Source organism: Lutibacter sp. TH_r2 (assembly GCF_033101135.1).
Classification (GTDB): Bacteria; Bacteroidota; Bacteroidia; order Flavobacteriales; family Flavobacteriaceae; genus Lutibacter.
Genome location: NZ_JAWMPV010000003.1, coordinates 216,141 through 229,003, shown reverse-complemented (window position 1 = coordinate 229,003; position 12,863 = coordinate 216,141). Strand labels below are relative to the sequence as shown.

The window sequence follows — 12,863 nt, the reverse complement described above, 5'->3', positions numbered from 1 at the left end:
TCAGATTAAATGAAAGAAAATAAATTAGATTTTATTGTATACCCAAAAGTAGAAATAGGTAAGTATACGATGTTAGCAAATAATGTTAGTATTATAGGAGGTGATCATGAGTATTCTAAAGTTGGAGTTCCTATTATATTTTCAGGGAGAGGCGCTTTAAATAAAACGAGTATTGGGAAAGATGTTTGGATAGGTGCTTATTCTAAAATTATGACAGGTGTAACAATTGGAGATGGAGCTATAATTGCTATGGGATCTGTGGTAACAAAAAATGTTGAACCCTTTGCAATTTATGGCGGAGTACCAGCTGTAAAAATCAAAGATAGATTTAGCAATCAAAAGGATTTAAATAAACATATAGATATGTTAGATAAAACAATAGAGGAAAATCAGTTCGGATTTAAAAATCTTTGCAACTAATTTTTTTTAATAGAAGAGATTAAACTAAAATTTATAGATACCTTAAAATTAACATAATATGGCAAGTATACTTTTTTTAATAGGTACGTATCCTAATTTTGGAGGAACAGAAAAGGTAACTACTTTTTTAGCAAATGAATTTGTTTCTAATGGTTATAAAGTGGCTATAGCCTCATTTGAGCAGACAATACCTTCTTTAAAATCAGAGCTTAAATCTCAAATAAATCTAATTAGTTTAAGTTATCCTGTTTTAAAAAAAGAGAATAAAAAGGTATTAGGAGCGGCTATAAGAAATTTTAAAGTCGATATTATTATAAATCAATGGTCTTTACCTTTTCAAACAAATATTTTGTGTAGAAAAGCAAGAGGTTCTAATAAAAAATGTAAAATTATATCAGTTTATCATAATGCTCCAAATAAAAATGCCAGAGTAACAGATATTGATATTGCATTAGCAAAACAAGAGAGCAATTTATTAAAAAAACAATTATTAAAGTTAAAAAGGTTTGGTGTAGAGTCTATTATTAGATTAAGTATGCATTATGTGTATAAAAATAGTGATCAATATGTTATCTTATCAGAGAGTTTTAAAAAAATATTTTCTGATTATGCAATGCTAAAAAGTACTTCTAAACTTACAGTGATTACAAATCCCTTGACTATTGATCAAGTAAATTGGGAAAAGTCAAATAAAGAGAAGTTATTAATTTATGTTGGGCGTATTGATTATAATCAAAAGAGAGTAGAACGTATTGTGGATGTTTGGGAAAAGGTTAGTAAAGAATTAATTGATTGGAAACTTGAAATTGTTGGAGATGGTCCAGAAAGAGAAAAGTTAGAGGCATTAGTCTTAAAACGTAATATTCAACGTATTACTTTTGAAGGTTTTCAAAACCCATTAGATTATTATAAAAGAGCATCATTATTGCTATTAACATCCGAATATGAAGGGTTTGGATTAGTAATAGTAGAGGGTATGAGATATGGTGTTGTACCTATTGTTTATGGCAGTTATGAGTCAGTTTATGATTTGATAGAAAATGAAAAGACAGGATGTATTACAAGTGTGCCTTATAATAGTGGAGATATTGAAAAAAGTATTAAAAAATTAGCAACTGATGAAAATTGTTTATTAGAAATGTCAAATAACTGTATCGAAGAATCTGAAAAGTTTACCATTGGTGAAATATCAAAAAAATGGAACGAATTATTTAATAAATTAGTAAATAAATAATATGAAGATAGGACAACTTACTTTACCTTTTAATTGGAATTATGGAGGTATTTTACAAGGCTATGCTTTAAAAACAACTCTTAAGGATTTAGGTCATGATTCTATAATAATTAGTCGAAGACGAAATAGAGATAACTCACTTATAAGGCTACTTGTTTGGATTAAATGGGAAACTATAAAGCTAGCAAGTTTCTTACCTATATTTCGCATTTTACCTTTGGTTAGTGTCGAATGTTTTAAAAGAAAGTATATTAAGCACTTTACACCAAATATTTATACAGATAAAAGTTTAAAAGAAGTAGTTAATAAATACAATTTTAAAGGTTATGTTGTTGGAAGTGATCAAATATGGAATTACACTGCTGCTCCACATATAAATGATGCTTTTCTTGATTTTGTGTCAGATAAAAATCACATTAAGCGGGTTTCATATGCGGCATCTTTTGGTAAAGATAGTTGGCAGTACCCAGATAAAGAAACAAAACGTTGTAAGGATTTGGTTAAGAAATTTGATGCAGTATCAGTTAGAGAAAAATCAGGTGTAACATTATGTAATCAATTTTTAGAAGTAAATGCTCAACATCAGTTAGACCCAACTATGTTATTGAAAAAAGATGACTATATTAATATTATTAAAGCTTCAAATGTTTCAAAGTCAAATGGAAAGTTATTGCTTTATATTTTAGATAATACAGCATCAAAACAAGAGATAGCTAATAAAGTGGCTAGTGAATTAAGTATTGAGCCTTATGGTATTAGGCAGTTTAGAAAAATTCAGATTTTGCAAAATGCGATAAAAGGTATCTATCCTTCTATAGAACAATGGTTAAAGAGTTTTTATGATGCTGAATTTGTAGTAACAGATTCCTTTCATGGAACTATTTTTGCTATAATATTTAACAAACCATTTATTACAGTTGCAAATAAAGAAAGAGGAATGGCTCGCTTCGAATCTCTTCTTAAAGATTTAGGGCTTGCAGATAGACTTATTAATCAGCCAGGAGAAATTAACAAAGGCTTGATTTATGCTCGTATTAACTGGAATACTGTAAATAAAGAAATTGATATGTTTAGACAAAAAGGGATTGAGTTTTTAAAAAATAATTTCAAATAGTATTCGGTATGAGCGGAGTTCCAAGCGTAATAAATCATATAGTAGAGAAAGATTTGTGTACTGGTTGCGGTATATGTACAAGTTTTTGTGATGCAAAAGCATTAAAAATGGATTGGAATGATTTAGGTTTTTTAGTTCCACATAAGATAGGTGATTGTTCGGAAGAGGCCTCATGTATTTCTGTATGTCCTTTTAATCCATTTCCAGAGGATGAAGTAAAAACTGAAACAGAAATATCTAATTTATTTTTACCTGCTGATGACTCGACAAAGTTTCATTCAAAAATTGGAAAATATAAAAATACTTATGTAGGTTATTCCAAAGAATTTAGGAAAACATCTTCATCTGGTGGAATTGCAACTTATGTCACAATAGAATTAATTAATCAAGGTATAATTGATTATATAGTAAATGTAAAAGAAGTTGGTGATAAATTCTCATATGTAATAACAAGTAAAGAAGATAATATAAAATCAACTTCTAAAACAAGATATTATCCTGTAACCTTGGAATCAGTTTTAGATAAGGTAGCTAATTTAGAAGGGAAAGTAGCTATAGTAGGTGTCCCGTGCTTTTTAAAAGCGATTCGATTAGCACAATATAGAGATAATTTATTGAAAGAGAAGATTGTATTTACTATTGCAATTATATGTGGAGGGATAAAGAGTAAGTTTTTTACAGAGTATTTAGTGCAAAAAACAGGGGTTAAAAATTCCTCTATTAAGAAGGTGGAGTATAGGGTAAAAGATTTTAATAGTACTGCAGGTGATTATTCATTTGGAGTAATTTCTGAAAAAAGTGAAAGGTTACAAACTGTTAAAATGAGAACTTTAGGCGATATGTGGGGGACAGGTCTTTTTAAATGCAATGCTTGTGATTTTTGTGATGATGTTTCAGGGGAATTAGCAGATATATCTTTAGGAGATGCTTGGATAAGGCCTTATGTAAATGAAGGTGGAGGTAATAATGTAATTGTTACTAGATCGACTTTGGCAGATAATATTATTATTGATGGGATTAAAAGCAGTTTTTTAAATGTGAAAATGCTCCCTGAATCTGAATTTGTAAGATCGCAAAAAGGTAGTTTTACACATAGGCAGGATTGCCTATCGTATAGAATGAAATTATCCGAGATTAAAAATTTACCTCCGAAAAGAATCTTCAATAAATTTTTATCACCAGAGGTTAAACTTATACAGCGTATGCGAAGAATAACCAGAGAAAAAAGTTTAGTTACTTGGAAGAGTAAACGTGATATTGACTATTTTGATAAGGAGATGATGTTAGTTTTGAAGAGATTGAGAATGGTTACAAAAATTAATCATTATAAAAGAGGAGTATTGGAAAGGTTAAAGCGAATTTTTTAATAATAGATGGCATGGAAGAAATAAAATTAAATGAGTATTCGGAAAAAAAGCCTAAATTTATTAAAAGAATTTTTTGGAATGTTATCAATAAAACAATCTTTCGGTTATTAATAGGTAAAAAATTATTCTTTATTAGAAATGCCTTACTTCGAATGTTTGGAGCCAAAATACATAAAAGAGTATTGATTTATTCAAGTTGTGATATTTTTGCTCCTTGGAATTTAGAGATTGATAAATTTTCTTGTTTAGGCCCTAATGTTGAAATTTATAATAAGTCAAAAGTTGTAATTGCTTCAAATAGTGTTATTTCTCAAGGGAGTTATGTATGTACCGCGTCTCATGATATATCTAAAAATTTATTACCTCTTGTTTCCAAACAAATAACAATTAAAGATAGGGTATGGGTAGCAGCAGATACTTTTATTGGTATGGGAGTAACTATTGGAGAAGGCGCTGTTGTCGGAGCAAGGTCAGCCGTATTTAAAAATGTAGAACCTTGGACTGTAGTTGGTGGAAACCCAGCAAAATTTATAAAAAAAAGAATTATAAATGAGTAGTAAACAATCTTTAACGGCTTTTATTTTAACCTATAATGAAGAACAACATTTACAACGTTGTATAGATTCCGTTAAAAATATTTGTGAATCTATAGTAATTATAGATTCTTTTTCTACAGATAGTACTCAAAAAATAGCAGAACAAAATAACTGTGACTTTTATCAACATAAATTTATAAACCATGCCGACCAGATTAATTGGGGTTTAAAAAATGCATCCATAACTAGTAAATGGGTAATTCGTGTAGATGCAGACGAGTATTTGTCAGAAAATTTGCAAAATAGTTTGATAAATAATTTAGCTAAAATACCCGAAGATGTAAATGGTATTAGAGTAAAACGTTTAATATATTTTATGGGAAAACCATTAAAAAAAGGAGGAATGTACCCTATTTGGCACCTAAAAATATGGAGAACAGGAACTGCTACATGTGAGCAACGTTGGATGGATGAACGGATGAAATTAGCAGAAGGTAAAACTGTTGAAGTTGAAGGAGATTTAATAGATAATAACTTAAATAATATAACTTGGTGGACGCAAAAGCATAATAGTTATGCCACGCGTGAAGCCATTGATATTTTAGATAAAATCTATAATTTTACCAATGCAAATGTAGTTGCTGGTAAATTTTTTGGAACTAGTGAAGAAAGAAGACGTTGGCTAAAACAACGTTATTTAAAACTACCTTTATTTGTAAGACCAATACTATTTTGGTTTGTACGTTATTTTTTACAAGGTGGAATTTTGGAAGGTAAAAGAGGGTTTATTTGGAATGCTTTACAATGTGGTTGGTATCGTTTTTTGGTGGATGTAAAAATTTATGAAGCCTATAAAATTGCAGGAAAGAATAAAAGCAACCTAATTCAATACTTTAAAGAAGAATATGGTTATGATGTAACCAAAATAGGATAATTATGAAAATCTCCATTATTACCGTTTGCTATAACAGCGCAACAACATTAGAAAAAACCATTCAATCGGTAGCAGGGCAAACGCATGCCAATGTTGAGTATATTGTAGTAGATGGAAATTCAAAAGATACTACAGTTGCTATTATTAAAAAAAATGAAGACGTAATTACAAAATGGATATCTGAACCAGATAAAGGTCTATACGATGCCATGAACAAAGGCATTCAATTAGCAACAGGAGACCTAGTTGGAATTTTAAACTCTGATGACACTTTTGCTAGTGAAAACGTGTTAAAAAAAGTTGCTAATTTTCATAGCCAGAACGCTATTGATGCATCCGTTGGAAATATTGTACAGCATAAACAAGATGGAACAATTGTACGCACCTATAGCGCTGCAAAGTGGAATCCAGAAAAGTTAAAAATTGGTTTTATGCCACCACATCCAGCTATATTTTTTAAAAGAACTTTATTTGATAGTTTTGGGCTGTACCATTTAGATTTTACCATTGGAGCAGATTACGAATTAATTACCCGTTTCTTTTTAAAACACAACATTACTTGGAAGTATTCAGGTATTACAACTACTAAAATGTTAATTGGAGGTTTAAGCTCTTCAGGAGTGAAAAGTTACCAGTTAATTTCTAAAGAAATTGCCAAAGCATTGACACGCAATGAAATTAAATTTTCGCCTTTAAAAGTAAGATTAAGGGGGATTTGGAAAATTTCAGGTTTATTGAAACGATGACACCACTTTGAAATAAATGTCATTCTGAATTTGTTGAGCTTTGCTGAATGTTCGATTTCAGAATTTCATGAAATAGAATGAAAGTTTAAAATCAAGACATTAATAAACCTATATTTGAAATAGGTAGTGCAGGTTTTGTAGGGTTGATTCTTATGCCTTATTTAAAAAAGAATAACTTCAATACAATGGGTGTTTCCTGATTTGAAAATGAATAGTATATTCAATATCCAAAAATAGTTTATACGAAATCAAAATTAGTTGCTGAGAATTAGATTCTATCTTAAAATATTATTTTTGATAAAATCGCATCTTTGTGGAGTTTTTTTATCTTAATTTGCAAAATTAAATACTGATATAAATGTTTAACGACCCTGAAAGTGTGTAAAATAAATACTTTTTAAAATGACTTATAGCGAATTAAAACAGTATAAAATTACTTTGTATAATTTTAACATACTTAATTTATTTGTAGGTTTTATGATCTTTACTTTTTTACCAAGTTTAACTGATTTAGATCAGCGAAACGCTAATATTGTTTATAGAGGGTTTTCAGTATTTATATCAACTCTGGTAATAATAGCCTCATTCGACTTTTCAAAATTTAAATCTAAACACTTTGTTATTTTAGTCATTTTTTGGCTCTTATATTTAAGTAAAATGATGTATAGTTTTTATTTTTTTAATTTACCCTATAAATTAAGTGGCTATGATTATTTTGCTAAAGCAATTGGAATAACATTTATTCCGGCTCTTAGTATATATTTTACTCCTATGGATAAAATAAAAAGTCAATTTATAGCTAAATGGATTTATATTATTTTATTTAGTATTGCTATTATAAATCTGTTTCCATATAAATTACCTATAAATTATGGTAGATCTTCGGGAATACTTAAAATTTATCCTATTATTTTTGGACATATAGGCACTACGCTATCGTTGTTTTCACTTTATTTTTATGTTTATCCGTGTTATAATCTTTTAAAAACTAAAGGAGTATTAAATATTTTAATAAACTCAATTTCTTTTTTAGTAGGAATAATGATAATCATTGTTTCTGGTAGTAGAGGGCCTTTTCTAAGTTTATTGGGAGGTATATTTCTCTTTGTTTTTTTTAATAGGAAACTGCTTTTAAAAAATATGTCATTAAAATTTAAAATTATTTTTCCAATATTAAATATTGGTATAGTATGGGGAGTTTTAAAGTTTTATAAAAGCTCATTTTTAGAGAGAAGTATGAGTTTTTTTCAGGGTACGGATCAGTCCAGTAGTATTAGATTAGATTTATGGCGTATTTCGTTTGAAAAATTTATTGAAAACCCAATGGTTGGAAATACATTTCTACTAGAATATTTCTGGAACTCTAAAACCTCTATGATGCATCCCCATAATTTTCTGATTGAGGCTTTCTACACTTTAGGAATAGTTGGAGGAGTTATATTTTTAGTAATCTGTTTTTTAGCGATTAAGATATCTTTTAAATTAATTGTTACTTCAAATTATAGTTGGATATCACTTTATTTTATACAATACTTATTTTTTTCATTTGTTTCATCATCAATTTATCAAAATTATAAATTTTGGATAGCTGTTGCCTTTTTGTTTTCGATAAAAAATTATTTATTAAAGGATAAACAGAATTTTAAAATTAAGTAATATTTTTTTTAAGTATAAAATAGAATAGAAATTAAAGCTAATAGTATTGATTTTTTCTAAAATGATTAAAGAAGAAATTGAAAGTGTGAAAAATTTTCAAAAAAATAATATATAATAGGCTAGAAGTGAATTTTTTAGAGCTTTTGGAAGGTGTTAGGCTTGTTAAAAAGTTAGATAAAACCGTCATTCCTTGCTTTCCGTCACTCTGAACTTGTTTCAGAGTCTGCCGAATAGTAGTTTCAATTACAGTATCTAATTAACAACCTACAGATGCTGAACGAAGTTCAGCATGACGTTGCTACTGTGTTTTGAGTAACCAAGTTCAGCATGACGTTTTGTATTTCTGTCATTCCGTGTTCGGTCATTGAGCGTAGTTGAAATGTGACACGGAATCTGCCCATCTGAAGTTTTTACTTTGAATCCACCATACCCAAAAACCTACTCGTCACTCTGAATTTAGTTCAGAGTCTGCTGGACTGGAGTTTCAATTACAGTTTTTAGTTCACAATTAACAGATGCTGAACAGATTTCAGCATGACGTTTCTTTTGTTTTCGTCACTCTAAACCAACTCGTCACTCTGAATTTAGTTCAGAGTCTGCTGGACTGGAGTTTCAATTACAGTTTTTAGTTCACAACTAACAGATGCTGAACAGATTTCAGCATGACGATACTATATCAATTTAAGTCATTGAACAATTTGCAACATGACGTTTCTAATTTATTTCCATTTTTTTATATAAAAAAAGCAATGCAAAAGAGTTATATCTATATTTTAAGCAATAAAAACAAAACAACCTTATATGTTGGTGTTACCTCTAATTTGGTGAGAAGGATTGGTGAGCATAAAAATGGGAATTCAACATTTACTAGAAAATACAATGTGAATGAACTCATGTATTTCGAAGAGTTTTTGGATCTTTCTTTAGCTATTAAAAGAGAGAAACAATTAAAGACTTGGCATTCTGAATGGAAATGGAATTTAGTAAAGGAAGGAAATCCTGATTTGGTTGATTTGTATGATGATTTGAGTTTATAGATATACAGATTCTGAACAAATTCGTCACTCTGAACTGGTTTCAGAGTCTGGAGAACAGATAAACTATCATCGATACAGATGCTGAAGCAAGTTCAGCATGACGATACTATTGTGTTTTGAGTAACCAAGTTGGAAATGACGTTGATTTTTCCTTAACATATTTAGCTTATTCGTCGCTCTGAACAGATGATTTACTTACCGTCATTCCGTGCTCGGTCATTGAGCGTAGTCAAAATGTGACACGGAATCTGCCCCATTGGAGTTCCTATCTTAAATCCACCTACACCAAAAACCTATTCATTACACTGAATTTAATTTACTGCGTTTCGTTCGAAATGACGTGTTTTTTGTGTTAGTACGAGAAGTGATAGCAACGTGGTCATCTGTTGATTGCGAAGATGAGATTGCTTTATTCCACTGCGTTCATTCGCAATGACCTGTTTTTCTTGTCATTACGAGGAGCGATAGCGACGTGGTAATCTGTTGTTCGCGAAGATGAGATTACTTCATTCCACTGCGTTTCATTCGCAATGACGTGTTATTTCAATTTCAACCGTTCCGTTTTTTTAAATACAATGATATACAATGTACTTAAAATAACAATAGAAACCACCAGAACCATCCACTGGGTCGATACATTTTCTTTGTAAAAAAAGAAAACCAATACATTAACTAGAAGTTGCAATACCATATAAGTTAAAGAAACTTTTAAATGACTCCATTTCCAAACATCTACCAATTTTTGATACACATGGTGTCTATGAGGTTCCATGATATGCTCCTTCAAATACAAACGGTATAAAATGGTTAAACCACTATCTATTCCATAGATTGCAACAGCTAACAAAAGTATAGGAGCTTCAAGTTTAGCAATTAGCATTCCACCTATAAAAAGTAGTGCCATTGCTATGGAAATACTTCCAATATCACCTGCAAACATTCTGGCTTTTTTTCGAAAATTATAGAATCCGAAAACTAAAATTGAAATAGCTAAATAATAAACAAGTCTATTGTCTAAAATAGTTTCATTATAATTAATAAATCCTAAAATGCTTAAAACAGCCAAGCTATACAATCCTGTAATTCCATTAATACCATCCATAAAGTTATAGATATTAATAAAAGCTACAGCTACAATTAGCACAAGTGCTATAATCCATAAAGGCGATGAAAAAATAGCCAATTGATAAAGTACCAATCCTATTGCTAAAAATTGAAATGGCAATCTTAATTTTGCAGATAGCGTTAAAATATCGTCTAAAAAACTAACAATAGCTATACTCGTTAATCCAGCAACAAAATAAGGGTATTGAAAATTGGAACTGATAAAAAATGCAAGTACGGCAATTAAAAATAAGATGCCTCCACCTCTAATTGTAGGAATGGTATGAGAGCTTCTAAAATTTGGGTTGTCTACAATGTTAAATTTAGTTGCAATTTTTAAGTATATAATTGCAGCGATAATAAATCCAATGCTTATAAAAATAGTTTCCATTTATTTTTTTTCTTGAAATGATTGTATGGTAGTTGTAAGCCCTTCCTCTGTACTTATAGGTAATTGTATTGTTAAGGTATTTTTTAAAAGAGAATTATCAACCTTATAATTTTCGGTTAATTTTTCCAAGCGTTCTTGATTAAATGGAAGTTTTAGTGCGCTACCAATACTAGCTAATAAGTGAATAAGTGATTTTGGAAGTTTCCAAATACGAGTATTTTTACCCGATGCTTTTCCTATGATTTCTATTAATTTAGTGGTAGAAATAGCCTCATCATCTGCGAGGTTAAAAATAGCACTTTCAGGTTGTTTTTCGAGTAATGTATAAATTGCAAAACATAAATTTTCTACCGATAAAAAAGAACGTTTATTATCAAATGCACCTAAAGGGTAAGGAATTCCTTTTGCTACTATTTGATACAATAAATTTAAATTCCCTTTATTTCCTGGGCCATGTATCATACAAGGTCTTAAAATATATGCTTTTTTATTTTTGGGTAATTTATGATTTAAAATATAGTTTTCAGCTGCAATTTTAGATTTTCCATAAGCCGTAATTGGGTTTGGTTTTACAGTTTCCTTTAAATTTCCTTCAACAGTATCGGCAACCGCTTTTACAGAGCTCATGTAAATAAAAATAGAACAATCGCTTTTTAAAAATTGTTGAAATAAATTTTTAGTGAGTTCCGTGTTCACATCAAAATATGCTTGATCGTCACTACTATTTTTTAAATCATGTGCTTTTCCTGCTAAATGAATGATTGCAAAAGCATTGTCCCATCCATGTTCAGCTAACGTAGTATAATTTATAGTTTGTTTAGAAGCAGTTCTAGAAACCCCAATACTAGTGTAGTGGTGTTTTTCTAAATAAGGAATTAAATTTTGCCCTACAAAACCAGTACTTCCTGTAACTAAAATTTTTTTATGCATGCATTCATAATTTAAAAAACGCTGTAAAAATAGCGTTTTTAGTTGATTTTTGACTCACAAAAAAAACTTACTTTTGTTGAAAGCATTTATGCATGGTAAAAAAAATTTGGTTATCACCACCACATCTAACTGGAGAAGAGCAAAAATATATCGCTCAAGCTTTTGAAGAAAATTGGATTGCTCCAATTGGAACACATATTGACAAATTTGAAGCCGAGCTTGCACATTATATTAACACTTCGAAAAAGGTGGTGGCACTAAATTCTGGAACTTCAGCAATTCATCTCGCATTAAAACTTGCTGGGGTTAAAAATGGTGATGTTGTAATTTGTCAAGACTTTACATTTGCGGCTTCGGTGAACCCGGTACTATACCTTGGTGGAATTCCTGTATTTGTAGATAGTGAAAAAGACACTTGGAATATGTGCCCTCACTTATTAGAAATAGCCATTCAAGAGCGTTTGTTGAACGGTGAAAAACTAGGCGCTATTGTTGTAGTGCATTCGTATGGTATGCCTGCAAAAATGAAGGAGATATGCGAACTTGGTAAAAAGTACAAAATTCCCATTATTGAAGATGCTGCAAGTGCATTGGGAAGTAAGTTAGAAAAGAAGTATTGTGGAACCTTTGGAGATTTTAGCGTTATTTCTTTTAATGGAAACAAAATTATAACGACTTCTGGAGGTGGTATATTGATTTGTAATTCCGAAGAGCAAAAAGAAAAAGCGATATTTTATGCTTCACAAGCACAAGAGAAAGCACCACATTACCAACATGCTGAAATTGGTTATAATTATAGATTAAGTAATGTGTTAGCAGGAATTGGAAGAGGTCAATTAGAAGTTTTGAATAAGAGAGTGCAAAAAAGAAGGGCAAATTACCTGTTTTATAAAAACGCTTTACAATCACTAAACGGAATAGATGTTTTAGAGGAGCCAAATGGTATGTTTTCAAATAGATGGTTAACATGTATATTAGCTACTTCATTTAAAAATAGAGAAAAAATTAGAAGGGCATTAGCTGCAGAGCACATTGAATCGAGACCCTTATGGAAACCTATGCATACACAACCTATTTTTAAAGAATGCAGCTCTTATCTAAATGGAGTTTCAGAAGATTTATTTGCAAGAGGATTGTGTTTGCCGAGCGGTTCAAGTTTATCTATAGAAGATTTAGAGAGAATTATTAGAATAATTAAAAGTTGTTTTTAATTGTACAGATTGACACGTTCCACTTGTTTCATTCGCAATGATACTTCCTTTTGTCATTACGAGGAGTGATAGCAACGTGGTAATCTGTTGGTCGCGAAGATGAGATTGCTTCATTTCTCTGCGTTTCATTCGCAATGACGTGTTTCTTGTATCATTAAAAGGAGCGTTAGCAACGTGGTAATC

12 protein-coding genes are annotated in these 12,863 nt (G+C 30.2%); 10 read left to right on the top strand and 2 right to left on the bottom strand.

Annotated elements, in window-relative coordinates:
- The first annotated feature begins 9 nt into the window (after nt 1-9).
- From R3X25_RS10920 to R3X25_RS10880, 9 genes are all read left to right on the top strand, one after another.
- Nucleotides 10-420 carry an acyltransferase gene (locus R3X25_RS10920; RefSeq protein WP_317674723.1) on the top strand — a complete coding sequence of 137 codons (411 nt, stop codon included), beginning with the start codon at nt 10-12 and terminating at the stop codon, nt 418-420.
- 58 nt (nt 421-478) lie between these two features.
- A complete protein-coding gene (locus R3X25_RS10915; RefSeq protein ID WP_317674721.1) occupies nt 479-1,654 on the top strand; it encodes a glycosyltransferase in 1,176 nt (391 codons plus the stop codon).
- Nucleotide 1,655: 1 nt separating this feature from the next.
- Nucleotides 1,656-2,768, top strand: a complete 1,113-nt coding sequence (locus R3X25_RS10910; RefSeq protein ID WP_317674719.1) for a polysaccharide pyruvyl transferase family protein — start codon at nt 1,656-1,658, stop codon at nt 2,766-2,768.
- Between the two features lie 53 nt (nt 2,769-2,821).
- Nucleotides 2,822-4,135, top strand: coding sequence for a Coenzyme F420 hydrogenase/dehydrogenase, beta subunit C-terminal domain (locus R3X25_RS10905; RefSeq protein WP_317674717.1), 1,314 nt, complete (start codon nt 2,822-2,824; stop codon nt 4,133-4,135).
- Nucleotides 4,136-4,146: 11 nt separating this feature from the next.
- Nucleotides 4,147-4,692, top strand: a complete 546-nt coding sequence (locus R3X25_RS10900) for a putative colanic acid biosynthesis acetyltransferase (RefSeq protein ID WP_317674715.1) — start codon at nt 4,147-4,149, stop codon at nt 4,690-4,692.
- Nucleotides 4,685-5,605, top strand: coding sequence for a glycosyltransferase family 2 protein (locus R3X25_RS10895; protein ID WP_317674713.1), 921 nt, complete (start codon nt 4,685-4,687; stop codon nt 5,603-5,605). The genes R3X25_RS10900 and R3X25_RS10895 overlap by 8 nt, the downstream gene beginning before the upstream one ends.
- Nucleotides 5,606-5,607: 2 nt before the next feature.
- Nucleotides 5,608-6,351 (top strand): glycosyltransferase family 2 protein, encoded by a 744-nt coding sequence (locus R3X25_RS10890; RefSeq protein ID WP_317674711.1) that lies wholly within the window; start codon nt 5,608-5,610, stop codon nt 6,349-6,351.
- 657 nt (nt 6,352-7,008) lie between these two features.
- Entirely contained in the window at nt 7,009-8,007 is a 999-nt protein-coding gene (locus R3X25_RS10885) for an O-antigen ligase family protein (RefSeq protein WP_317674709.1), read from the top strand.
- Nucleotides 8,008-8,756: 749 nt separating this feature from the next.
- Nucleotides 8,757-9,044 (top strand): GIY-YIG nuclease family protein, encoded by a 288-nt coding sequence (locus tag R3X25_RS10880; RefSeq protein WP_317674707.1) that lies wholly within the window; start codon nt 8,757-8,759, stop codon nt 9,042-9,044.
- A 538-nt stretch (nt 9,045-9,582) separates the two neighbouring features.
- Here the strand turns inward: R3X25_RS10880 and R3X25_RS10875 are convergent.
- Both R3X25_RS10875 and R3X25_RS10870 read right to left on the bottom strand, forming a co-directional pair.
- Nucleotides 9,583-10,539 carry a glycosyltransferase family 4 protein gene (locus R3X25_RS10875; RefSeq protein ID WP_317674705.1) on the bottom strand — a complete coding sequence of 319 codons (957 nt, stop codon included), beginning with the start codon at nt 10,537-10,539 and terminating at the stop codon, nt 9,583-9,585.
- Entirely contained in the window at nt 10,540-11,469 is a 930-nt protein-coding gene (locus R3X25_RS10870; protein WP_317674703.1) for an NAD-dependent epimerase/dehydratase family protein, read from the bottom strand.
- A 92-nt stretch (nt 11,470-11,561) separates the two neighbouring features.
- On the opposite strand from R3X25_RS10870, the gene R3X25_RS10865 reads away from it, so the two are divergent.
- On the top strand, nt 11,562-12,680 hold the full coding sequence (locus R3X25_RS10865) for a DegT/DnrJ/EryC1/StrS family aminotransferase (protein ID WP_317674701.1): 1,119 nt from the start codon (nt 11,562-11,564) through the stop codon (nt 12,678-12,680).
- Nucleotides 12,681-12,863 lie beyond the last annotated feature (183 nt).

Coding starts and splice junctions, on each gene's coding strand:
- R3X25_RS10920 (WP_317674723.1), top strand. CDS start 10: ATGAAAGAAAATAAATTAGATTTTATTGTATACCCAAAAGTAGAAATA.
- R3X25_RS10915 (WP_317674721.1), top strand. CDS start 479: ATGGCAAGTATACTTTTTTTAATAGGTACGTATCCTAATTTTGGAGGA.
- R3X25_RS10910 (WP_317674719.1), top strand. CDS start 1,656: ATGAAGATAGGACAACTTACTTTACCTTTTAATTGGAATTATGGAGGT.
- R3X25_RS10900 (WP_317674715.1), top strand. CDS start 4,147: ATGGAAGAAATAAAATTAAATGAGTATTCGGAAAAAAAGCCTAAATTT.
- R3X25_RS10895 (WP_317674713.1), top strand. CDS start 4,685: ATGAGTAGTAAACAATCTTTAACGGCTTTTATTTTAACCTATAATGAA.
- R3X25_RS10890 (WP_317674711.1), top strand. CDS start 5,608: ATGAAAATCTCCATTATTACCGTTTGCTATAACAGCGCAACAACATTA.
- R3X25_RS10885 (WP_317674709.1), top strand. CDS start 7,009: ATGATGTATAGTTTTTATTTTTTTAATTTACCCTATAAATTAAGTGGC.
- R3X25_RS10880 (WP_317674707.1), top strand. CDS start 8,757: ATGCAAAAGAGTTATATCTATATTTTAAGCAATAAAAACAAAACAACC.
- R3X25_RS10875 (WP_317674705.1), bottom strand. CDS start 10,539: ATGGAAACTATTTTTATAAGCATTGGATTTATTATCGCTGCAATTATA.
- R3X25_RS10870 (WP_317674703.1), bottom strand. CDS start 11,469: ATGCATAAAAAAATTTTAGTTACAGGAAGTACTGGTTTTGTAGGGCAA.
- R3X25_RS10865 (WP_317674701.1), top strand. CDS start 11,562: ATGGTAAAAAAAATTTGGTTATCACCACCACATCTAACTGGAGAAGAG.